This is a genomic window from Idiomarina abyssalis (assembly GCF_900116625.1).
GTDB classification, from domain to species: domain Bacteria; phylum Pseudomonadota; class Gammaproteobacteria; order Enterobacterales; family Alteromonadaceae; genus Idiomarina; species Idiomarina abyssalis.
Genome location: NZ_FPBE01000002.1, coordinates 315,917 through 336,962 on the forward strand (window position 1 = coordinate 315,917; position 21,046 = coordinate 336,962).

Here is a 21,046-nt window from a genome sequence, read left to right on the forward strand (position 1 = left end):
CATTATTAAGCGAATTAAAGCACTGGCAAAGCGCGCCTTTTCCAGTAAAGCGGCGGAGCAGGACTCCAGCCGTTTACCCAAATTACAAATTATCTCCAGGGATAAACACCCCGTATCTCGTAACGATATCAGTAAGAACGCCATAAAGGTTCTTTACCGCCTGCACAACAGCGGTTTTGAAGCCTATCTTGTTGGCGGCTGTATCCGCGACATCCTGCTCGGCCTGGAGCCAAAAGATTTTGACGTTACCACTAATGCCACACCTGAGCAGATAAAGTCTTTGTTTCGCAACTGTCGCTTAATTGGGCGTCGGTTTCGTCTGGCTCATGTGGTGTTCGGGCGTGAGGTCATAGAAGTTGCAACTTTTCGCGGCCATCATGGCGACAGCCCCCAGGAAGAAAATAAAAAGAACCGGACAGCGGACCAAGATGAGCACGGTCAGTTGGTGCGAGACAACGTTTACGGCACTATAGAAGAAGACGCGGAACGTCGTGACTTTACTGCCAACGCGCTCTATTACAATATTGCCGATTTCGCAATTTACGATTTTGCTAACGGCGTTAGTGACATTAATGCCGGTATATTACGCATGATTGGCGACCCGGAAGTACGTTACCGGGAAGACCCGGTACGAATGCTTCGTGCGGTGCGCTTTGCCACCAAGCTCAATATGCAGATGGATAACTCGGTCAGCGGTCCGCTAAAAGAGCTTGCCCCCTTGTTGATTAACATTCCTCCGGCTCGTTTATTTGACGAATTTCTGAAGATGTTCATGTCGGGTAAGGCGGAAGCAAACTTTCTTATGATGGTAGAGTTTGGCCTGTTCCAACAGCTCTTCCCAATGCTGAAAGATTACTTAGCCGATGAGCAGGCCGCACCTTACCAAATGATGCTGAAAGCTTTTAGAGACACCGACAAGCGTATTGCCGAAGAGCAACGCGTAACGCCCGCATATTTAATTGCGGTGCTCTTATGGTGGCCGCTGCAGGCTCGTCGTGAACAACTTGAAAACGAAGGCGGTCTGCCGCCAATGGATGCCCTCAATGTTGCAGCGGCTGACGTTATTCACAGACAGTCACAGCGCGTATCACTGCCTAAGCGTTTTAGCCTGCCAGCGCGAGATATCTGGCAGTTACAGCGCCGGCTGAATGTAACTAAAGGCGTTCGTGCCATGAAGGTGCTGGAGCACAAGCGCTTCCGTGCTGCTTACGACTTTCTTTTACTGCGTTCATTTGCCGAAAGCGGTGACAAAAAACTATCTGAACTTGCGGCCCACTGGAGCAAAGCACAGGACAACCCGGCTCAACTAAAAGCTTCAAAGCCAGGCCCCGGAAGCGGCCGCCGCAAACCACGGAGACGCCGTGGACCGCGCCGTAAACCTCAGGAAAATAAAGGCAATGACGCCACATAAGGCCTTTATTGCACTAGGGAGTAATCTGGGCCAGCCGACAGACAACCTTTTGTCGGCATTACAGGCTCTGAGCGAGGACTCACGCTGGCAGTTATTAGCCTACTCGTCTCTTTACGGTAGCAAGCCAATGGGCCCTCAGGATCAGCCAGACTACGTTAATGCCGTTTGCTCGGTAGCGACAGAATTAACAGCAGCCGAACTTCTTCAGGCCTTACACGATATTGAAGATGCATTTGGTCGCAAACGAGTGAGACACTGGGGAGAACGCACGCTGGATCTTGATTTGCTTCTGTTTGGTGAGCAACAGCATCATTCCGAGCAATTGAAAGTGCCCCACCCAGGCTTATACGAACGTAACTTTGTTCTTTTCCCTTTAGCCGAAATAGCGCCGGACAGGATTCTTCCGAACGGAAATACCGTTAAGCAACAGGCAGAGGCACTTACCGAAGACGGCTTAGACGTGATAATCTGTTCGTCTGACATCATAATCTAATACTGCTGAAGGTGCGTTATGGCAACAACCAAAACCAGCATTGCAACGTTACAGAAAATGAAAAAAGAAGGGACCAAAATAAGCTCCCTGACTGCATACGATTCAAGCTTTGCCAAACTTATGACCGAACAGGGCGTGGACTTTATTCTGGTCGGTGACTCCCTGGGTAATGTCGTACAGGGCCGGGATTCAACTGTACCGGTTACCACCGACGATATGGTCTACCATACGCAGTGCGTTCGTCGTGGCGCCAGCGACGCCTTTGTTATAGCCGATATGCCTTTCATGACTTACAGCACCCCCGAGCAAGCCTACGAGGTTGCCGGCCGCTTAATGCAGGCCGGCGCAAATATGGTTAAGTTAGAAGGCGGACAGTGGTTAGTCGAGACCATTGAAGGCTTAAAAACTCGCGGCATTCCCGTCTGCGCACATCTGGGACTATTGCCACAGTCGGTGAATGTTCTGGGTGGCTATAAAGTGCAGGGTAAAGAGCAACAGCAAGCTGACGACACGCTCAATCAGGCACTATTGCTTGAAAAAGCGGGGGCTCAGTTGCTTGTTCTGGAGTGCGTTCCGGCTTCACTTGGTAAGCGCATTACAGAGCAGCTATCCATTCCAACCATTGGTATTGGCGCAGGTGCCGATACCGACGGACAAATTCTGGTTATGCACGATATGCTGGGCATGAACAGCGACTATTTGCCTAAGTTCGCTAAAGACTTCTTAGGCCAGGGCGGCTCTCTTGCCGATGCCTTTCGCTCATTTGCAGAGCAGGTACGGTCAGGCGAATTCCCAACTTCAGAGCACAGCTATAAATGAGGGTACTAAAGTCACTGGCTGAGCTTCGGAAGTGGCGCCAGCAACAATCAGAAGTTGCTCTGGTACCGACCATGGGTAATTTACACGATGGACACCTGCATCTGGTAAAAACAGCGCTGGAGCGTTGCGATAACGTTGTCGTTAGTATTTTTGTGAACCCTATGCAATTTGGAGCAAACGAAGATCTCGACAGCTATCCGCGCACTTTAGAAGCCGACTGCCAGGCATTGGATGCCCTTGGTGTTTCTGCCGTATTTACGCCACAGGTCAGTGACGTTTACCCCAGAGGCCTGGACAAACAGACCCGTATTGAAGTGCCGGGTATTAGTGACATTTTATGCGGAGCCAGTCGGCCTGGGCATTTCACCGGAGTTGCGACCATTGTCTGCAAACTCTTTAATATGGTACAGCCGCAGTTAGCCGTATTTGGCGAAAAAGACTATCAGCAGTTACAGGTCATTCGTTTAATGACACAGGACTTAAGCTTACCCGTTGAAGTTCTGGGCGCACCAACTCAGCGTGAAACCAGTGGCTTAGCGATGAGCTCGCGCAACGGTTATTTATCGCCTGAACAGAAGCAACAAGCGGCCACACTTTACCGGACTCTTCAAAAGACCAAAGTTGAACTGGGTGTAAGCACTAACTTTTCTGAACTGGAAAAAGCAGCCGAAAAAGATTTAAGTCAAGCAGGCTTTGTACCTGACTACTTCAGTATTCGTAATGCAAAAGACTTGCAGGAAGCGACAGCAGAAGACCCTGAGTGGGTGATCCTGGCAGCCGCCTTTATGGGGAAAACGCGCCTGATTGACAACCTAAGGGTTTCCAACACCAGCGCTAGGTAAGCATACCGAGTTCACGCATTTCGGTATGCAGTGCGCCTCGCAAACTGGTCGCTTTTGAGGCAATTTGACGCTGCTCATTCAAAACTTCCTGCAGCATTTCATCCGTTGTTAATGGGTTAGCCAGCACCACACGAAACACCACGGTTGGCTCATGATGATATTGGCCTGGCGTTAGCTTTGTACGCGACACAAAAGATTGGCCACTTTCCCGCTGACGTTTTTGAATATAGCGGGTCAGGGCATTCAAATGAGGAGTCAGCCGCGCCAACTGCTCAGGCGTTGCTTTTTCCAGAGCCGCTTTCACTTTAGCCGGAACAAAACGGTACGTTAAAATACAAAGCTCCGGCTCTGTAATCACTTCAAAATCGTCCTGCTCTGCAATGAGCTTTGAGAAATAACGCGCTTTATCAATGCTGTTATTAATCAGTAATTCATAACCCCGGCGCCCAATAACGTGCATAGCCGAAAATACCATCATGGCCATACCCGCTCGCGAACCTTCCATTGAATGCGAACCCAAATCCTTAGAGCCCTGACGAATAATGTATTCCGCATGGTGTTCTATAGATTTGACCAAAGACGGATTCTTAAACAACACCAAACCCGCACCCATAGGCACATACATTTGTTTGTGAGCATCAATAGTGACACTGTCGGCCCGTTCAATACCCGCCAGTAATGGACGATGCTGTTCAGACAATAACGTTGCCCCGCCCCAGGCAGCATCAACATGAAAGTGAGCATCCACTTCTTCCGCAACTGTTGCCATATCGTCCAGCGGATCAATGTGCCCCGTTTCCGTTGTACCTGCAACACCAACCAGCGCCAGCACCTTGCCGCCCTCTTTTGCAATCTGTTCACAGGTCTTTCGCAACTCATCTATACGAATGCGGTTATCACTGTCTGTCGCCACTGAGACTAAATTCTTACGACCAATACCCAGTACATCAGCTGCTTTGCTCAGCGAATAGTGCCCTCGCTCAGACACCACCACCGTTAGCTTAGAGTAGCCATAATGCTGAAGACCGGCAGCCAGGCCATCGGCTGCAATACCGGCAAAGTCACCGTCAGCCTGCAATAAGCGGTTACGGGCTACCCAAAGCGCCGTCATATTGGCGATGGTTCCACCCGAACAAAACGCCCCCAAAGAATGCTGAGCACTGTGCATCCAGCGGTTATAGAACGGCGCATCCTGTTGATACACCAAATGATGCAGCATGCCGATAACGTTACGCTCTAAAGGTGTAAAGGCCTTGGAGGTTTCAATTTTTACCAGGTTCTGATTGAGCCCGACCATCAGTTTGGCCAATGGCAAAAGGAAATACGGCAGGGCCGATGTCATGTGACCAATAAAGCGTGGCGATGCTGTATGCACAGAATGTGCAACCAACTTATCCAGCAGAAACTCGGTATGGTCAGAAACAAACTGAGGCTCTTCCGGGATCTGTGATTTATCGAAGTCCCTTTCAATTTCCTGCAACGGCTTCTCACGGGCGACAATGTGCTCACCCAGAAACCCCATCAGGTTTTCTGAAAGGTGCTTTTCGATTTTACCCAGCGTCGAGTCCGGTGCCTCTGGTATGGTAAATATACGATACAGAGATTCCTGGCTGACTTCCGCTATGTCATTTTTGGGGCTCAATCAAGACTCCTTAGATAGGTTCGCATGCAGTTGCCATAACGCCTGGCCGCTGTTTTTATATTTACGTTCAAACGGTGTTATCGGGTCTGCGTTGTCTGCCAATAACGAAATATCGGCATGGTATCCGCTCACCTTAAGGGCCTGAGCCACTTCAAGCAAGTACAGGCTCCAGTTTGAACGCATCTGCAGTTGACCACCCAGCGCAACAACGTCTTTCCATACTGGACTACCGTGCCAGCGACGCGATAAGTGAGCAGATTTAGGCCAGGGGTTAGGATATAAAATGCAATGCTGCTGTGGCTGCCAATTTGCCTGGTTAGCCAGTCGCCAGAAGTCATTCAAGTCAGCCCGCACAACCCAGTAGCGCTGACCATTCTCGCCGCTCTGGTAGTGACTGTGCCGTTCTACCCGGTGCGCCGATTTATCGACACCAATAACCATTGCGTGAGGATTAAGCTCTGCCAGTTTCGCGGTGCTTTCTCCAACACCACAGCAGGAGTCGAGAATAATTGGCCCGCCCCAGCTTTCAACTTGTGCGTTAATTTCATCAAACGCCTGCTGGTTATGCTCCTGAATCGGCTTCAGAAACTCGCTTTGCAAATGACGACGAACCACCGCTTCGGTATCTTCGTGCGGCCCGTTTTGATTCGTCGAAACTGGTCTTGCCTGCTGCATCAGGAGCGAATTCCTATGCCTTTATCCAGAATATAATAAGCCGCCGCGAAAAACAGAATATTAAAACCAACTAAGACTCCTATAGCCAGGCCAATGCTTACATCAGACTGTCCTAAAAAGCCGTAACGAAAACCGTTAACCATATAAAGAACAGGGTTTGCCATAGAAACCTTTTGCCAAAACTCAGGTAACAAGCTGACTGAGTAAAACACCCCGCCTAAATAGGTAAGAGGCGTTAAAACGAACGTTGGCACAATAGAAATGTCGTCAAAAGTCTTACCGTAAACCGCATTAATTAGTCCGCCCAGACAGAATAAGGTCGAGGTTAAGACCACGGTTAAGATGACATAACCAATATGGGCAATCTGGATATCGGCAAATAAGAAGGATACGCAGGTGACAATAACGGCAACAATCATCGCCCTTGCCATACCACCACCGACATAACCGGCAATAATAACGGCAGTAGGTACCGGCGACACCAGCATTTCTTCAATGTTGCGCTGAAATTTAGCACTAAAGAATGACGATGCGACATTAGAATAGGAGTTAGTAATGACTGACATCATGATAAGCCCGGGCACAATAAACTCCATATAACCCACGCCACTCATGTCACCAATTCGTTCACCCACAATGCTACCGAAAATGACAAAATACAGAGTCATAGTGATAGCAGGCGGTACCAGAGTTTGTATCCAAATACGGAGAAAACGGGTGCACTCTTTAATCCAGATGGTTTTTAACGCGATAAAGTTAGCGGCGGAATGACTCATTTCGCGGCCTCCTGCTGACGCCCTTGTTCTACCATAGACACAAACAGCTCCTCTAAACGGTTCGCTTTATTACGCATCGATAAGACTTTTACCTTTTGTGCTGAAAGCTGCTCGAATACCGCATTCAGTCCGGCATCCTTATCTACCTCAACTTCTAACGTATGTTCGTCTTTCCAGAGGTGGTTGAAGTCTTTAATCTCAGCGCCGTTATGGCCAGGGGCCAGGTCCAGCACAAAGGTCTCCCGACTTAACTGCGCCAGCAAACGCTTCATTGAGGTGTCTTCAATAATACGACCACTATCAATGATGCCGATATTACGACACAGAGTTTCCGCCTCTTCTAAATAATGCGTGGTCAAAATGATGGTAATGCCTTGTTGATTTATTTTTGTCAGGTAATCCCACATTGAACGTCTAAGCTCAATATCGACACCCGCTGTCGGCTCATCCAGAATCAACAGTTTCGGTTCGTGCAATAACGCCCGGGCAATCATAAGGCGTCGCTTCATACCACCGGAAAGCGACCGCGATGGTTCATTACGCTTATCCCACAACCCAAGTTGTTTAAGGTATTTCTCTGAGCGTTCTTTCGCTAGCGAACGAGGCACACCGTAATAGCCCGCTTGATTCACCACTATCTGATGCACTGTTTCAAATTGGTTGAAGTTAAACTCCTGAGGTACCAGGCCAATTTGACGTTTTAAGTCAGTCAGTTGTGTATCCAGGTCATAACCAAATACCTTTACCTTGCCTGACGTCTTATTAACCAGCGAAGAAATAATACCAATAGTGGTCGACTTGCCGGCACCATTAGGACCTAGCAGAGCATAGAAATCGCCCTCTTCGACCACCAAATTAATACCTTTCAGGGCTTCAAAGCCACCGCGGTATGTTTTGCGTAAGTCTTCAATTTCTAAAGCTTTCATAAACCTCTTTATGACTCCTTTCCATAGCCCCAGCGGCTAACTAAACGCTGCTCAAGGCCCAGGTGGTCTAAAATTCTGGCCACCATAAAATCAATTAAATCATCAATACTTTCGGGTTGATGATAAAAGCCAGGCGCTGCCGGCATTATGGTCACGCCCTGCTGACTGAGTTGCAGCATATTCTGTAAATGAATAGTTGAAAGCGGCGACTCTCTCGGCACCAAAATAAGTTGCCCGCGCTCTTTCATTACGACATCGGCAGCTCGCTCGATCAGCGTATTGCTACTGCCATGGGCAATGGCTGACAAAGTACTGGTTGAACAGGGACAAACCACCATTTTAGCAGGCGCCGCTGAACCAGATGCGACCGGCGAAAACCACTCTTCTTTGCCGTAGACTTTGAGCTTTTCAGCATCTACCGAAAAGTGCTCACACAGCATAGCCGCTGCTTTCTCAGGGGCTGCCGGAATTTGCATATTCTGCTCTGTGGCCAGCACTACTCGCGCGGCACTTGAGATCAACAACAGTACCTGTTGATCTTGATCAAGCAGGCATTGTAGCAAACGCAGGGCATAAGGGGCACCCGAGGCGCCGGTTATCGCAACAGTGATTCTATTGTCGTTTTTCATGACTCGGCTCCTGTGTCATCCAGTTCTTGCAGCGCTTTAAGAAAGCGTTGATGCAAGCCATCGAAACTGCCGTTACTCATAATCAGTACAGAGTCCCCCGCATGCGCTTCAGTCAACAACCCTGCCAGCAAATCATCTGTAGATTCAAACACATGAGCATTCGGCATTTTTTCAGCTAAGCGCCACTTCAGCCCTTCTGGCTGCAGTACAAATATGTCGTCGGCATCGGCTAACGAATCAGCCAGAGTATCGCTGTGAACCCCCATTTTCATGGTATTTGATCTGGGCTCCAGTACGGCAATAATGCGGCTCTTTGGTTGATGCTGTCGCAAGCCAGATACGGTTGTTTTGATTGCACTGGGGTGATGGGCAAAATCATCAAAAACCTTTATACCGCCGTATTCACCCAATAACTCCATGCGCCGTTTCGGGCTTTTAAATAAGGCAAGAGCCTGTGTGCTTTGCTCTGCTTTAATACCAACATGAGCTGCAGCAATAATGGCCATCATGGCGTTATTTACATTATGGGTCCCCAGGATGTTCCAGTTAACCCGTGCGATACACTTGCCCTGATAATGTACTTCAAACTCAGTCCCATCAGCTTTAAGCAGTTTAGCCTGCCATTCGCCTTGCTCTCCGACACGTACGACCGGGCTCCAGCAACCTTGCTCAATGACCGCTTCCAGAGCGGCATCATCGCTGGGTAAAATCACCTGTCCGGTATCGGGAACCACCCGCAGTAAATGCGCAAATTGTCGCTGAATAGAAGCTAAGTCAGGGAAGATATCCGCATGATCGAACTCAAGGTTATTCAGAATCAAAGTATCCGGAGCGTAATGAACAAATTTAGAACGCTTATCGAAGAAGGCCGTATCGTACTCGTCCGCTTCAATGACAAAAAAGTTGGAATCGGTTAGGCGTGCACTCACAGGGAAATTCCCCGGTACGCCACCAATCATAAAACCGGGTTCAAAGCCGTTCTCTTGTAAAACCCAGCTCAGCATACTGGCTGTCGTGGTTTTTCCATGAGTGCCGGCAACCGCCAGCACCCAGCGTTGAGTCAACACATTATCGTGCAGCCACTGCGCACCAGAAACGTAGGGAATGCGCTCGCGTAGGACTGCTTCTACTTCATCGTTACCGCGGCTTAGCGCGTTACCAATAATCACCATATCGGGGCGCGGCTTTAAGTTGTTCTGCGAATACCCCTGCATTAATTCAATGCCGAGATTTTCCAGTTGCGTACTCATAGGCGGATAGACTTGAGCGTCAGACCCGGTAACACGGTGTCCCAATTGCTGCGCTATAGCGGCGACGCCCCCCATGAAAGTACCGCAAATCCCGACGATATGAATGTGCATGCGTTATCCAAACCCGTTCGTTTAAAAAATATCGAAAGTGTACCACCGTCGTCGCTGACAAGCAGGATTTTTACCAAAAAATAAGGTATCATTTGCGCTCTCTGAACATACATTTGTAAGCATCCAACAACCAGAGCTGCAGGAACTTTCATGAAACGTTTATTACCAACACTGAGAGCGGATCAAACCAGCGAGTCGCTTATCTCTGTTATTAACACCATTCAAATTGCGGCCAAGGAAATCTCTTTCCGTCTGCACCAGGGCGCATTAGCCGGTGTATTAGGCTCAACACTGGATGAAAACATTCAGGGCGAGACACAGAAAAAACTCGATGTTGTTGCAAATCAACTGTTAAAAACTCTGTTGCTGGAATCACCTAACGTACATGCCATTGCTTCTGAAGAAGAAGACTCCATTGTCGAAAGCCCAAATTCAGGACACTATTTGGTTGCCTTTGACCCGTTGGATGGCAGTTCTAACATCGATATAAATGGTGGTGTTGGTACCATTTTTTCTATTCTGCGCAAGCCCGAAGGCGAAGAAACCAGCGAGAACATGTTTTTGCAGCCCGGCAAAGCTCAGGTAGCAGCAGGCTATGTTTTGTATGGACCGGCGACCATGTTGGTTATGACCACAGGCAAAGCAGTGCGCATTTACACTCTGGATCAAACCGTTGGTGAGTTTTTACTGACCCACGAAAAAGCAGAAATTCCGAAAGACACCAAAGAGTTCGCGATTAATATGTCGAACCGCCGTCACTGGGCCGACCCTATTCGCGCCTATATTACTGATTTACTCGACGGTGAAGAAGGTCCTCGCGGCAAGAATTTTAATATGCGCTGGAACGCCGCTATGGTCTCCGACGTACACCGTGTGATTTCACGCGGCGGATTGTTCACTTACCCCTGGGATGCCCGTAACCCCGACAAACCTTTTAAACTGCGCCTTTTATATGAAGTTGCGCCAATGTCTATGCTGGTTGAAAAAGCCGGCGGTAAAGCGACTGACGGTTATCGTCGTTTAATGGAGATTGTGCCGGAACATATTCACCAACGGGTATCCGTGGTTATGGGGTCCGCAAACGAAGTGGATATGTGTATGGAGTACCACAGTAAGCACCCAAAACCTTATTAGACTGATATCGATATTGCGTGAAAAGGTCCAACCGTTATAATCGCGCAGTAACTTTTATTTTATACATACAGCAGGAAGTACTATGAGCTTAGGAAACGTCACCGCAGGCGCCAATATGCCTGAAGAAGTTAACGTTATTATCGAGATCCCGGCAAACGCTGACCCGATCAAATACGAAGTCGATAAAGACACTGGTACACTTTGGGTTGACCGCTTTATGTCGACACCAATGTTCTATCCGGCGAACTACGGTTTCGTTAACGAAACCTTGTCATTAGATGGCGACCCGGTTGATGTGTTAGTGCCTACTCCATACCCTCTGCAGGCAGGTTCTGTCATCAAATGCCGTCCAGTTGGCGTATTGAAAATGACGGACGAGTCGGGTGAAGACGCAAAAGTCATTGCTGTTCCGGTGAGTAAACTGACCAAAGAATACGACCACATCAACGACATTGATGACTTGCCAGAGCTACTCAAAGCACAAATTACTCACTTCTTTGAGCGTTACAAAGAGCTTGAAAAAGGCAAGTGGGTTAAAGTTGACGGCTGGGCTGACGCAGCTGCCGCAAAAGAAGAAATTGTGTCTTCTTTTGAGCGCGCAAAAAAGTCTTAATTTAGAGTGAACCATAGCACCGACATAATGCATGCTGTCAGCATAGAAAAGTTACTCTTTTCATGGTCTGGACAACAGCCCACCCTGGATATTCCTGCCTGGCAGATAAAACAAGGTGAGACGGTGCTGCTGCGCGGCCCCAGCGGTAGTGGTAAATCAACACTGCTATCGCTGTTGGCCGGCATTAATACCCCACAAAGTGGCTCTTTAAATCTATTTGAAACCGCTTTTCCCAGTTTGTCCGGCAGACAGCGTGACCGTTATCGTGCCGACAACATTGGCTATATTTTTCAGCAATTCAATTTGCTGCCCTATTTATCGGCTCTAGATAATGCGCTGCTCGCCTGTCAATTTTCCAAAAAAAGGCGGCAACGTATCGCAGAACAAGGCAGCTCTGCTGAAGCGACAGCAAATGAGATGCTGCAGCGCTTAGGGTTAAATTCCGCACAAATTGAGCAACCGGCTCATACTCTGAGTGTTGGTCAGCAGCAACGTGTTGCCGCGGCACGCGCCTTGTTGGGTGCTCCTAAGCTTCTTATAGCGGATGAACCAACCTCAGCACTCGATGCCGAGCATCGGGATACGTTTATTCAATTGTTGCTTGAGCTCAGTAGCCAAAATAACACCACAGTTATTTTTGTCACTCATGACGCTGCATTGTCATCCTACTTTGATAAGCATGTTGAGCTTAATGAGCTCAATCAGGCAGGAGCTCAACCATGATCCGCCTGGCCATAAAAAGCTTAATGAACAGACGAGCGAGTGTTCTGCTGACTGTTATCGCTATTGCCGTCAGCGTTACCTTACTGCTAGCTGTAGAACGGGTTCGCGAACAGGTGCAAAGTCATTTTGCTAATACGGTTTCTGGCACTGACTTAATAATTGGCGCCCGAACCGGACAGACACAATTACTACTGTCTTCAGTCTTCCACATTGGCAGCATGACCAACAATATGAGCTGGGAAAGCTTTGAAGATATTCGTGAACGCCCCGAAGTCAGTTGGGCAATACCCATGTCATTAGGTGACAGCGTTCAGGGCCTGCCCGTTGTCGCAACAACCAATGCCTACTTTGAGCATTTTAAGTACGGCAACAAGCAGGCTCTGGAGTTTTCTCAAGGTAGTGCTTTTGCTTCAGATGAGGAAGTCGTACTAGGAGCCGATGCCGCCGAGAAGCTCTCTAAAACCATGGGTGACGACATTATTATTGCTCATGGCAGCGGTGGCATTAGCTTCAGCGAACATGACCAGCATCCGCTTACTGTCACTGGTGTCCTGCAACGAACAGGAACTCCGGTTGATCAGGCTGTGTTCGTTACATTACACAGCCTTGAAATGATTCACAGCGGTGAGCATGAGCATTCTGGTCACGATCATCACAATGAAGCCCCGGCAGACAGCATCAGCGCGGCCCTGCTTGGCTTAAAGGCAAAACCACTGGCTTTGCGCTTGCAGCGTCAGATAAATACTTATGAGAAAGAGCCCTTAACCGCTCTTTTACCGGGTATGACCTTGCAGGAGCTATGGAAAACGCTGCGAGTCTTTGAGCAGGCTTTAACAGCAATATCGGCAATGGTTGTACTCATAGGTTTATTGGGCATGCTGACAATTATGTTGGCCAGCTTAAGGGAACGCCGCCGCGAAATGGCTGTCCTAAGAGCAGTTGGAGCTGGTCCTGGAACCATATTCGGCCTGTTGCTCAGTGAGGCTCTGCTATTAACTGTAGTTGGTGCTTTTTCCGGCTTACTTCTGCTATATGGTCTGCAGTGGTCATTAGCAGGCGTTATTCAGTCTCAGACAGGACTAATACTCAGCACCACCTGGCCTGGCGCTAGTGAATGGTGGCGTATGGCACTCGTGATTATTGTCGGCTTTATGTTAAGTTTAATTCCGGCCTGGCGAGCTTATCGCCAATCTCTTGCAGACGGACTTACGGTGAAAATATGAAGAAGTTATTAGCGGTTGTATTATTAATGCTAACTTTTCCCGCATTTGCGGCTGCGGAAAAAATTGGCTGGAAAGATTTAATTCCCGAAGGTTTTACACCGCCTCCGGTTAAGCCTCAATCATATTATGATGCTAACCCTGAAGAAGATCGGCAGACTAACCTGGACGCCCCGGTAGTCGAGTCACTTAACGGAAAGAAAGTCCGTATTCCCGGGTATGTTGTTCAACTAGAAGGGGATGCTGATAAGGTCACTGAGTTTCTGTTGGTTCCTTATTTTGGTGCCTGCATTCATGTGCCACCACCACCTCCCAATCAAATTATCCATGTTGAGTATGAAGAAGGTGTTCCGTATGAGAACACTTATGATGCCGTCTGGATAGAAGGCACCATAAAGGTTGAACGCAAAGAAGGTGATCTTGCTGTTGTCGGCTATCAAATGGATGCCGATAGCGTTGAAGTTTACAACTAAGAGTAACTCATTTGCTTTTGCAGCAAGCTTATTAATTGATCCGCGGGCATAGGTTTGGCAAAGAAATAACCTTGCCCCTCGGCGCATTCTAATCCTAAAAAGTAATCGAGCTGACTCTGTTCTTCAATTCCTTCAGCTAAAACATTCAAGCCCAAACGACCGGCCATATCGACAATAGTTTCGATGATGATTTGTCCACTCGCCTGATCGGAGTTGTTTACAAAGGTTTTATCTATCTTAATTCGGTCAAGCGGCAGTTTCTGAAGGTAGCTTAGCGACGAAAAGCCAACGCCGAAGTCGTCAATGGCAACTTTTATACCTTGCTGCTTTAATCGTCTTAAAATATCAGCTACCAGATCAGGATCTTCCATAACGATACTTTCAGTAATTTCTAATTCAATTCGTTCCGGATTAATTCCCCATTGTTCAATTTGTTTTTCAACAAGCTCTGGGAAGTCGCGTTTACGAAACTGAGGTACCGATACGTTAACAGCAACTCTTAACTGTGGCAGACCAATTTCATCAAATGCATTAATTTGCCGGCAAGCCTCTTCAATAACCCAGGAGCCAATTTCTACAATAAGCCCAGAATATTCAGCAAGAGGAATAAACTCAGCCGGCGAAATAAACGAGCCGTCACTTTGAGGCCAGCGTAATAGCGCTTCCACCCCTATGACTTTTTGGGTTGTTAACTCCACCTGGGGCTGATACCAAACTTCCAGTTTTCTGTTAGCAAAATCCGCACGTAATCGGCGTACCAGATGAAGCCTGCGTTGGGTATCTTGCTCCATCGAGGGTTGGTAGTAGTTATAACGGTCAAAAGAGTTATTCTTCGCATTTTTTAAGGCGATATAAACTTGCTTCAATAGCCCTTTGCCATTAACTCTTTCCGGGTTAGCTCCCGATGCAAAGCCGCAGGTAACGCGCAGTGGGATGTAATGCTCGCCAGCTCTAAAAGGTAAAGAAAAAAGCTCATTAAAAGCGTTAGGTGTGACAATATCTGTCGGACCAAAAATACCAAATACATCGGCGGCAATACGGGAAACGAATACATTACTGCCGAGTTGATCAGTAAGGCGCAAAGCTACTGAGCGAAGAAGCAAATTTCCTACATCCTGACCCAAGCCATCATTTACGTCAGAAAAGTGGTCAATATCGATAACTGCGACCATTTTATCTTTGTCGGGTTTCTCCGACAAAGCCTGAAGGCTTCTTGTAAATTCAGCCCGATTAGGAATACCCGTTAGCGGATCAAGGTACGCGGCAGTTTGTAACTCTTCAAACAAGTTGGCATTTTCAAAGCCAACAGCGATATTAGCGAGGAAGACTTCCAGTAACTCTTGATCGTATTCCGCTACAATGTTTTTTGTTTCTATATAGGCTGCGGCTTGATGCACCTGTCCATCAATGAAGAAAACGGTAGCATCCTCAGTATGAATATGACGTTGTTCATTCAGACACTGCCTGACGCTTTTCTCAATTTCGCTTGAGTTCAGCGTTGATAAGCTCTTATTAATACTATCTGCAAAGTGTCCTGCGGCTCCTAACACTAAAATTTCGTTATCTTTATGGGGGGCTCTGGCACCGACAATGCCTTCTGCACTCAATCCTAGCAAAGACGCAATTTGCGTAACAACACCTTCAGAAAAATTCACAATGGAATGCTTTTCCATCAGGTTTGACGCTGAATGAATAATTTTTCTCAAACCACGGCGGTTTTCATTAATTGTGCAGAGTTGCTGATAGGAACGAACAGCGGAAAATACAGTCGTTAATAAACGGCTTCGGGTTAATTCCGTTTTAGTTTTATAATCATTAATATCATAATTCTTTACGACACTTTCTTCCGGCGCATAACCCGGTTGACCAGTACGCAAAACAATCCGAATCTCATCATTGCCAAGTTGCTCTCTAATGGCTTGTGCCACTTTCAAACCAGCGTTATCGGTTTCCATTACGACATCAAGCAGCACCATCGCAATGTCATCATGCTCGACTAAGCGGTCCAGCGCTTCATTTCCACTATAAGCATGATGGAACTCAAGCTGGCGGCCACAAATAACAACATCGGCTAAAGCCATCTTAGTCACTGCATGAATTTCCTGATCATCATCGACAATCAGGATTTTCCAAAAACCTTTACTGTATTCCGACTGAATTATTTCGTCATCATCGTGAAGAAATAGAGGTTCGTCTTGACTACTGACCATCCGAGGCCATCCATTAATAAGAAGTTACAAACATATAACAATCTAGCTTATATAACGGATAGCCTGCAAGCTTAGAATAGTCTAATTAATCGATTAAAAATGTACTTCTACCCCAAAAAATGGACCTTTAAAGGTGACATCTGAATAAATTTCATCAACATCATCCAGTTCAACAACTGAATGACGGTAGCCCGCATTAAGATTTATATCGACGGCTAAATTTTCTACCAAACGATATTCCACACCAATTTGAGCATCCTGAACTTTACTGTCTTTCACGCTAAGTGCACTGGCATCAGCAAAGAACGTCCAGTCGGTAGCGGGCACGCCCACTCTCGCTGCCACGTAAGCTGTTGGCACGACAACAGAAAAGTCCTGACGACCAAAGGTATTGCTTATTTCGGTTCGCAAAGTACCGTCAAAGTCCATTGCGTTTATACCAATATCGAAAGACACTAAATCATTATCGAAAATTTCGTAGTATAAAATGTAATCTCTATGACTAAAGTCATTTTCTCCGTAACCACCATTAACTTCTATAGAGTTTTCTCTGATTTTAATATTAGGAATTAATGGGACTGGATGCTCAAGTGCGATGTAATAGCTGCTGTGATTATCATTTTCGAAATTAGGTTCTATTAAATTAGAACCAACGGCATATTGCCCTTCATTGTCAGCATTCCAAATTTGACCACCGGCATAAACACCGAAAACGGTGTCAGCTAATACACTACCCGGAGCTGCTAATGCAGCTGCCAACACTAAGGTTCTTTTGTACATATCCATTCCTATAAAATTTGAAGCTTTGGTTATTTAACTAAAATTTCTATTTCTTGGCTTGAGCCTGATTCAAAATTCAATGTCAGAGAAAAGCGCTCTTCTGCTTTTAAAGGAGCATTAAGTCCAAACAACATAAAGTGGTAACCACCAGGCTGGAACTTGATAACTTCATTAGGATCAAGAGATAGGGATTCGACCGCTTCCATTTTCATCACATCACCAGACATAACATGCCGGTGTATTTCTGCCACGCGGCTAACATCCGAGCTGATGTGAGTTATTTTTACGGTTTCATTCCCTGGGTTTTTAAAGGTTGCATAAGCGGCTCCGTTTTCAGTTCCCGGAATGCTGGCACGAGCCCATGCATCGGTAACCGTTAAAGAATCTGCAAAAGCCAGAACAGGTAGACAGCACGCCGCGGCTGCGATTATTTTTAGCATTGCCTTAGCCTCTTAATGTAACTAAGGGCTTATAGTACACGTGATTAGCCTGTTCTAGAAACCTTTGGTTTACGAAAAATAAAGTAAAGAACCAAAACGCAAAGTATAAGAGGCCAGAATAAGCCTATGCCACTGAGTAACAGCGCAACAAGTGCTGCTCCAATACCCAGAAGCACGCTACCAAATACGGTTGCAACGATAAAAAACACCAGACCAACAAAAAATAAGCTCACCAATAATGAGACCGATATTTCAATTACAGATCCAATTGCCATTCCAAAAACAGAAAATATTTCCTCTGCAAAAAATAGCAGCCCAACAATAGATAGAACCAATAACCAACCAAAGCTTCGATTTGACATGACCATGACCTCAGTAACGAACGATTTAAAAAGATTTATTGATACAGTTACAACTACCATGCCAACTATTTAATTTAATGTTTTCAATTAGTTAAAAATATACTTGGAGAGCGGGTATAAAAAAACCGCCACTATTTGGCGGTTTTTACTAATATTCGTTTTTATCAAGAAGCTAGAACTTATACTCAACTTCTGAGTAAAAATACCCACCGTTAAAACCAATAGGCGAGTTGGTTAATGGGTATTTAAAAATACCATTAAACTGATTTCCCTCTGCACGTTCATCAGGGTACTCACTGAATAGGTTCTGAGCTCCTACCCTTAGGGCTAGCGCATCGTTCCATTGATAATTAACAGTAACGTCTGTTATCCAATTTGGGCCGTAGGTTTCAGTTCCACTCGTGTAACCTATAGAGTAATTCCCAAAGTAACTAAACTGTACATTACTGGTCCACTTCCCTTTCGTATGAGTTAAACCTATTGATCCTGAATGATCAGGTGTCGATCGGGTCATTCTAATTTGCTCATCACTATCAAACAGAACGTCGTCCAGACCATCCAGCAATTGTGGTAAGTTAATAGAGTCTATTTCCGTATTATTATAACCATACGCCAACTGTGCTTTCAGATCGCCATAAGCACCGACACCAAAAGTTTTACTGGCAACAATATCCAGACCCTTAGTCGTTGTATCAACAGCATTCAAAAAGAACCGGGCGTTTTCAGCAGATGTGGTCGCTAATGCTTCTTCAACCGCAGGTGAATCAACCGGTGAAACATCGCCTGACAGAATAATGCGATCTTCAATTTCTATTTGGAACGCATCGACGGTAATAGCAAGACCATCATAACCGTTCCAGACCATTCCCAGACTCACGCTTTCAGATTCCTCAGGTTGCAAGTCGCCAATTCCTAGCGCCTGAGTCACCGGGCTAATGTTATTGAATGTTCCTGACTGCTCTGGCTCCAGGCCATCACCACGATCAACAAACAGCGTAGAAATATTAGTAAAGTAAAGTTGCTGAACACTCGGTGCCCGGAAACCTGTATTAATGGCGCCACGAACCGCAACTCTGTCCGTCAAATCGTATCTTCCGGAAAGCTTCCAACTCGTATTGTTACCAAAGTCGGAGTAATCTTCATGACGAATTGCTGCACCCCACATAAAGTCAGTAGTGAGTTGATTTTCAGCTTCTACGTATACACCAAGGTTATCACGCGATTCATCAACCGTCGACTCAGGCGTGAACCCTGTGAAGCCCTGACTTCCGCCTGGGCGATCCTGGTAACCACCATTGATGTAAGAGGCTTCATCGCCGGCAATGACTTCATAAGAATTCTCACGGTAGCTAATACCCATAGCAATAGAAAGCTCGGAGTTATTGGCAAAAGGAATGAAGCGCTGAGCATCAAATGTCAGGTTCGCTTCACTGTTTTCCAGTGTTCCGGCTTCAAAAGAAGTTGGTGTTAAGTCAGGACCCAAAGATGCGTTCAAAGAGTTTTCAACGTTGTACTGGAATTTGCTGAAACCATAACCACCGCTGAAATCTAGTGTCCACTCGGCCACAGCCCATTCGTATCCGGCATAAGCAGAATAATCATTTACGTCGGGAGCTAAAATTGGCAAGAATCCGTCAGGGTAAATTTCGGTTAATGTATTGCTTTGTAATGCACGACGGTAGAAGGCACCAGACTCTGACGTGCGATCGCTAATACCACCAAAAGCGTAAAAGTTTCCGTCACCTATGCCGATGTCAAGATTGGCAAACAAAGCTGCATTTTCATATTCCGCATCACCGACGTGAAAGCTTTGTCTATCAAAAGTCTGTTCGCGGGGATCAAGCCCACCGCTTGGCAGTTCAGGGTATTGTTGACGCGGATCATTGCCAGCTCGATTTGTTCTGTTTTTGTGATGCAGCTCTCCTGATAACGTAAAAGCGCCGTCATCGCCTATAGAAAAGCCGGAGCTTGCAGACAGTTTCCATTGCTCACCATCGCCTTTATGCGTCTGGCCGGCCTGAAAGTTTGCACTGCCTCCACTGTCATTGTCTTTTAATACGATATTAATCACACCCGCTATGGCATCAGAACCATAAAGGGCTGCCGCTCCGTCTCTTAAAACCTCAATGCGCTTAATTGCCGCAATAGGAATCGCATTTAAGTCTACATTCGAACTGCCGCGTCCGGTGGTGCCGTTTAGATGCACCAAAGCTGAGCTATGGCGTCGCTTACCGTTAATAAGTACCAGCGTATGATCAGGTGACAACCCTCTTAATGAAGCTGGTCGAACGGCGTCCGTACCGTCAGTAACAGATGATGAAGGGTAATTGAAACTTGGTACGGCGTATTGAAGCGCCTTTGCTGTTTCCGTAATACCTGTTGCAGCTAAATCTTCGCCACTAATAATATCTACCGGCGCCGAACCATCTGTCGCTGTGCGCATGGACAATCGGGAACCCACCACCTGAATGACTTCTTCCACACTCTCAGCTTCAGAGCCTTGTTGCGCAGACGCAATTGGCGCTATGAAGAATGAACTTGCCAACGCAAGTGTTATCGCATTAAAACATTTCATACTGCTCTCCCCCTGTGGTTATACAATGAATATAGCAGGAGATCAGTGATTTGGTTCAGTCTGGAAAAACCTTAGATATAAGCAAAAGTTATAATAGCGTGATGCTGAAGTGAGGTATTTTGTGACGGACATAAAAAAAAACCGGCGCGTTAGCACCGGGGTCTTCCTATTTGTAGTCTGGACAAGGTTTCGCAGAGCTCAACCTGTTCAGCGGGGTAAAGCCAAATGGTTGGCTTTACCAGGGACCCGCTTCACCCTACTCTCGCCGTAGCTCCCCACCAGAAATAAAAAACCCCAGCCGATTGGGCTGGGGTGATTTATTTGTAGTCTGGCGGTGACCTACTCTCGCATGGGGAGACCCCACACTACCATCGGCGCTGGTGTGTTTCACTTCTGAGTTCGGAAAGGATTCAGGTGGTGCCACACCGCTATGGCCGCCAGACATAAACTGTCACACAAAATTGTCCGGAACTATTTTGAACGCACTTTAGTGCGGCCCGTCAGGGCAAAGTTCAGGACGAACTTTGTAACATGTAAAAACTGACTGCGTCTTTAAAAATACGCCACTCTATTTGTTCTAATTCGGTAAAGTCGCTCGCTTGTGCGTAACGTCCCAAACACCTTGGGTGTTGTATGGTTAAGTCTCACGGGCAATTAGTACGGGTTAGCTCAACGCATTACTACGCTTCCACACCCCGCCTATCAACGTTGTCGTCTTCAACAACCCTTCAGAGCACTCTAAGTGCTAGTGAGAGCTTATCTCGAGGCTCGCTTCCCGCTTAGATGCTTTCAGCGGTTATCGATTCCGAACGTAGCTACCGGGCAGTGCCATTGGCATGACAACCCGAACACCAGCGGTTCGTCCACTCCGGTCCTCTCGTACTAGGAGCAGCTCCTCTCAACTCTCAAACGCCCACGGCAGATAGGGACCGAACTGTCTCA

The 21,046-nt window shown here is 46.9% G+C and carries 20 protein-coding genes and 2 rRNA genes; 9 read left to right on the forward strand and 13 right to left on the reverse strand.

Annotated elements, in window-relative coordinates:
- Nucleotides 1–91: 91 nt before the first annotated feature.
- From pcnB to panC, 4 genes are read left to right on the forward strand one after another with little or no spacing between them, the layout of a single operon-like run.
- Nucleotides 92–1,411 (forward strand): polynucleotide adenylyltransferase PcnB, encoded by a 1,320-nt coding sequence (gene pcnB / locus BM359_RS06990; RefSeq protein ID WP_054489643.1) that lies wholly within the window; start codon nt 92–94, stop codon nt 1,409–1,411.
- On the forward strand, nt 1,398–1,904 hold the full coding sequence (gene folK, locus BM359_RS06995) for a 2-amino-4-hydroxy-6-hydroxymethyldihydropteridine diphosphokinase (protein WP_054489645.1): 507 nt from the start codon (nt 1,398–1,400) through the stop codon (nt 1,902–1,904). Before pcnB ends, folK begins: the two co-directional genes overlap by 14 nt.
- An 18-nt stretch (nt 1,905–1,922) precedes the next feature.
- Nucleotides 1,923–2,723, forward strand: coding sequence for a 3-methyl-2-oxobutanoate hydroxymethyltransferase (panB, locus tag BM359_RS07000; RefSeq protein ID WP_054489648.1), 801 nt, complete (start codon nt 1,923–1,925; stop codon nt 2,721–2,723).
- Nucleotides 2,720–3,565, forward strand: coding sequence for a pantoate--beta-alanine ligase (gene panC / locus BM359_RS07005; RefSeq protein WP_054489649.1), 846 nt, complete (start codon nt 2,720–2,722; stop codon nt 3,563–3,565). The genes panB and panC overlap by 4 nt, the downstream gene beginning before the upstream one ends.
- Here the strand turns inward: panC and panP are convergent.
- The 6 genes from panP to mpl are packed head-to-tail and all read right to left on the reverse strand — an operon-like array spanning nt 3,558 to nt 9,574.
- Nucleotides 3,558–5,207, reverse strand: coding sequence for a pyridoxal-dependent aspartate 1-decarboxylase PanP (gene panP / locus BM359_RS07010; protein WP_054489651.1), 1,650 nt, complete (start codon nt 5,205–5,207; stop codon nt 3,558–3,560). The two genes, panC and panP, sit on opposite strands and share 8 nt — an antisense overlap.
- On the reverse strand, nt 5,208–5,882 hold the full coding sequence (gene trmB / locus BM359_RS07015) for a tRNA (guanine(46)-N(7))-methyltransferase TrmB (protein ID WP_054489653.1): 675 nt from the start codon (nt 5,880–5,882) through the stop codon (nt 5,208–5,210).
- Nucleotides 5,882–6,658: an ABC transporter permease gene (locus BM359_RS07020; RefSeq protein ID WP_054489655.1), complete on the reverse strand. Its 777-nt coding sequence runs from the start codon at nt 6,656–6,658 to the stop codon at nt 5,882–5,884. Before BM359_RS07020 ends, trmB begins: the two co-directional genes overlap by 1 nt.
- Complete coding sequence (locus BM359_RS07025) at nt 6,655–7,584, reverse strand: ABC transporter ATP-binding protein (RefSeq protein ID WP_054489657.1); 930 nt, start codon at nt 7,582–7,584, stop codon at nt 6,655–6,657. The genes BM359_RS07020 and BM359_RS07025 overlap by 4 nt, the downstream gene beginning before the upstream one ends.
- An 8-nt stretch (nt 7,585–7,592) precedes the next feature.
- Nucleotides 7,593–8,213, reverse strand: a complete 621-nt coding sequence (locus BM359_RS07030; RefSeq protein ID WP_054489661.1) for a flavin prenyltransferase UbiX — start codon at nt 8,211–8,213, stop codon at nt 7,593–7,595.
- Nucleotides 8,210–9,574, reverse strand: coding sequence for a UDP-N-acetylmuramate:L-alanyl-gamma-D-glutamyl-meso-diaminopimelate ligase (gene mpl, locus BM359_RS07035; RefSeq protein ID WP_074930802.1), 1,365 nt, complete (start codon nt 9,572–9,574; stop codon nt 8,210–8,212). The genes BM359_RS07030 and mpl overlap by 4 nt, the downstream gene beginning before the upstream one ends.
- Before the next feature lie 150 nt (nt 9,575–9,724).
- On the opposite strand from mpl, the gene BM359_RS07040 reads away from it, so the two are divergent.
- The 5 genes from BM359_RS07040 (at nt 9,725) to BM359_RS07060 (ending at nt 13,737) form a co-directional block, all read left to right on the forward strand.
- Nucleotides 9,725–10,708 (forward strand): class 1 fructose-bisphosphatase, encoded by a 984-nt coding sequence (locus BM359_RS07040; protein WP_054489665.1) that lies wholly within the window; start codon nt 9,725–9,727, stop codon nt 10,706–10,708.
- 82 nt (nt 10,709–10,790) lie between these two features.
- On the forward strand, nt 10,791–11,321 hold the full coding sequence (gene ppa / locus BM359_RS07045; protein WP_054489667.1) for an inorganic diphosphatase: 531 nt from the start codon (nt 10,791–10,793) through the stop codon (nt 11,319–11,321).
- Between the two features lie 27 nt (nt 11,322–11,348).
- On the forward strand, nt 11,349–12,044 hold the full coding sequence (locus BM359_RS07050) for an ABC transporter ATP-binding protein (RefSeq protein WP_054489669.1): 696 nt from the start codon (nt 11,349–11,351) through the stop codon (nt 12,042–12,044).
- Entirely contained in the window at nt 12,041–13,267 is a 1,227-nt protein-coding gene (locus tag BM359_RS07055) for an ABC transporter permease (protein WP_054489671.1), read from the forward strand. Before BM359_RS07050 ends, BM359_RS07055 begins: the two co-directional genes overlap by 4 nt.
- Nucleotides 13,264–13,737 (forward strand): DUF3299 domain-containing protein, encoded by a 474-nt coding sequence (locus tag BM359_RS07060; protein WP_054489673.1) that lies wholly within the window; start codon nt 13,264–13,266, stop codon nt 13,735–13,737. Before BM359_RS07055 ends, BM359_RS07060 begins: the two co-directional genes overlap by 4 nt.
- On the opposite strand, the gene BM359_RS07065 is transcribed toward BM359_RS07060, so the two are convergent.
- The 7 genes from BM359_RS07065 to BM359_RS07095 form a co-directional block, all read right to left on the reverse strand.
- A complete protein-coding gene (locus BM359_RS07065; protein WP_054489675.1) occupies nt 13,734–15,947 on the reverse strand; it encodes a bifunctional diguanylate cyclase/phosphodiesterase in 2,214 nt (737 codons plus the stop codon). The genes BM359_RS07060 and BM359_RS07065 overlap by 4 nt on opposite strands.
- 93 nt (nt 15,948–16,040) lie before the next feature.
- Nucleotides 16,041–16,727, reverse strand: coding sequence for a TIGR04219 family outer membrane beta-barrel protein (locus tag BM359_RS07070; protein ID WP_054489677.1), 687 nt, complete (start codon nt 16,725–16,727; stop codon nt 16,041–16,043).
- Between the two features lie 29 nt (nt 16,728–16,756).
- Nucleotides 16,757–17,167: a copper chaperone PCu(A)C gene (locus BM359_RS07075; protein ID WP_054489678.1), complete on the reverse strand. Its 411-nt coding sequence runs from the start codon at nt 17,165–17,167 to the stop codon at nt 16,757–16,759.
- A gap of 44 nt (nt 17,168–17,211) precedes the next feature.
- Nucleotides 17,212–17,529 (reverse strand): hypothetical protein, encoded by a 318-nt coding sequence (locus BM359_RS07080; protein WP_054489679.1) that lies wholly within the window; start codon nt 17,527–17,529, stop codon nt 17,212–17,214.
- A 172-nt stretch (nt 17,530–17,701) separates the two neighbouring features.
- Complete coding sequence (locus BM359_RS07085) at nt 17,702–20,104, reverse strand: TonB-dependent receptor plug domain-containing protein (RefSeq protein ID WP_054489680.1); 2,403 nt, start codon at nt 20,102–20,104, stop codon at nt 17,702–17,704.
- A 326-nt stretch (nt 20,105–20,430) separates the two neighbouring features.
- Nucleotides 20,431–20,546, reverse strand: a 5S ribosomal RNA gene (rrf, locus tag BM359_RS07090).
- Nucleotides 20,547–20,737: 191 nt separating this feature from the next.
- Nucleotides 20,738–21,046, reverse strand: a 23S ribosomal RNA gene (locus BM359_RS07095); the annotation flags it as partial.

Excerpts from the sequence above, each read along its gene's own strand:
- folK (WP_054489645.1), top strand. The coding sequence starts at position 1,398 with ATGACGCCACATAAGGCCTTTATTGCACTAGGGAGTAATCTGGGCCAG.
- panB (WP_054489648.1), top strand. The coding sequence starts at position 1,923 with ATGGCAACAACCAAAACCAGCATTGCAACGTTACAGAAAATGAAAAAA.
- panC (WP_054489649.1), top strand. The coding sequence starts at position 2,720 with ATGAGGGTACTAAAGTCACTGGCTGAGCTTCGGAAGTGGCGCCAGCAA.
- trmB (WP_054489653.1), bottom strand. The coding sequence starts at position 5,882 with ATGCAGCAGGCAAGACCAGTTTCGACGAATCAAAACGGGCCGCACGAA.
- BM359_RS07020 (WP_054489655.1), bottom strand. The coding sequence starts at position 6,658 with ATGAGTCATTCCGCCGCTAACTTTATCGCGTTAAAAACCATCTGGATT.
- BM359_RS07025 (WP_054489657.1), bottom strand. The coding sequence starts at position 7,584 with ATGAAAGCTTTAGAAATTGAAGACTTACGCAAAACATACCGCGGTGGC.
- BM359_RS07030 (WP_054489661.1), bottom strand. The coding sequence starts at position 8,213 with ATGAAAAACGACAATAGAATCACTGTTGCGATAACCGGCGCCTCGGGT.
- mpl (WP_074930802.1), bottom strand. The coding sequence starts at position 9,574 with ATGCACATTCATATCGTCGGGATTTGCGGTACTTTCATGGGGGGCGTC.
- BM359_RS07040 (WP_054489665.1), top strand. The coding sequence starts at position 9,725 with ATGAAACGTTTATTACCAACACTGAGAGCGGATCAAACCAGCGAGTCG.
- ppa (WP_054489667.1), top strand. The coding sequence starts at position 10,791 with ATGAGCTTAGGAAACGTCACCGCAGGCGCCAATATGCCTGAAGAAGTT.
- BM359_RS07050 (WP_054489669.1), top strand. The coding sequence starts at position 11,349 with ATGCATGCTGTCAGCATAGAAAAGTTACTCTTTTCATGGTCTGGACAA.
- BM359_RS07055 (WP_054489671.1), top strand. The coding sequence starts at position 12,041 with ATGATCCGCCTGGCCATAAAAAGCTTAATGAACAGACGAGCGAGTGTT.
- BM359_RS07060 (WP_054489673.1), top strand. The coding sequence starts at position 13,264 with ATGAAGAAGTTATTAGCGGTTGTATTATTAATGCTAACTTTTCCCGCA.
- BM359_RS07065 (WP_054489675.1), bottom strand. The coding sequence starts at position 15,947 with ATGGTCAGTAGTCAAGACGAACCTCTATTTCTTCACGATGATGACGAA.
- BM359_RS07070 (WP_054489677.1), bottom strand. The coding sequence starts at position 16,727 with ATGTACAAAAGAACCTTAGTGTTGGCAGCTGCATTAGCAGCTCCGGGT.
- BM359_RS07075 (WP_054489678.1), bottom strand. The coding sequence starts at position 17,167 with ATGCTAAAAATAATCGCAGCCGCGGCGTGCTGTCTACCTGTTCTGGCT.
- BM359_RS07080 (WP_054489679.1), bottom strand. The coding sequence starts at position 17,529 with ATGTCAAATCGAAGCTTTGGTTGGTTATTGGTTCTATCTATTGTTGGG.
- BM359_RS07085 (WP_054489680.1), bottom strand. The coding sequence starts at position 20,104 with ATGAAATGTTTTAATGCGATAACACTTGCGTTGGCAAGTTCATTCTTC.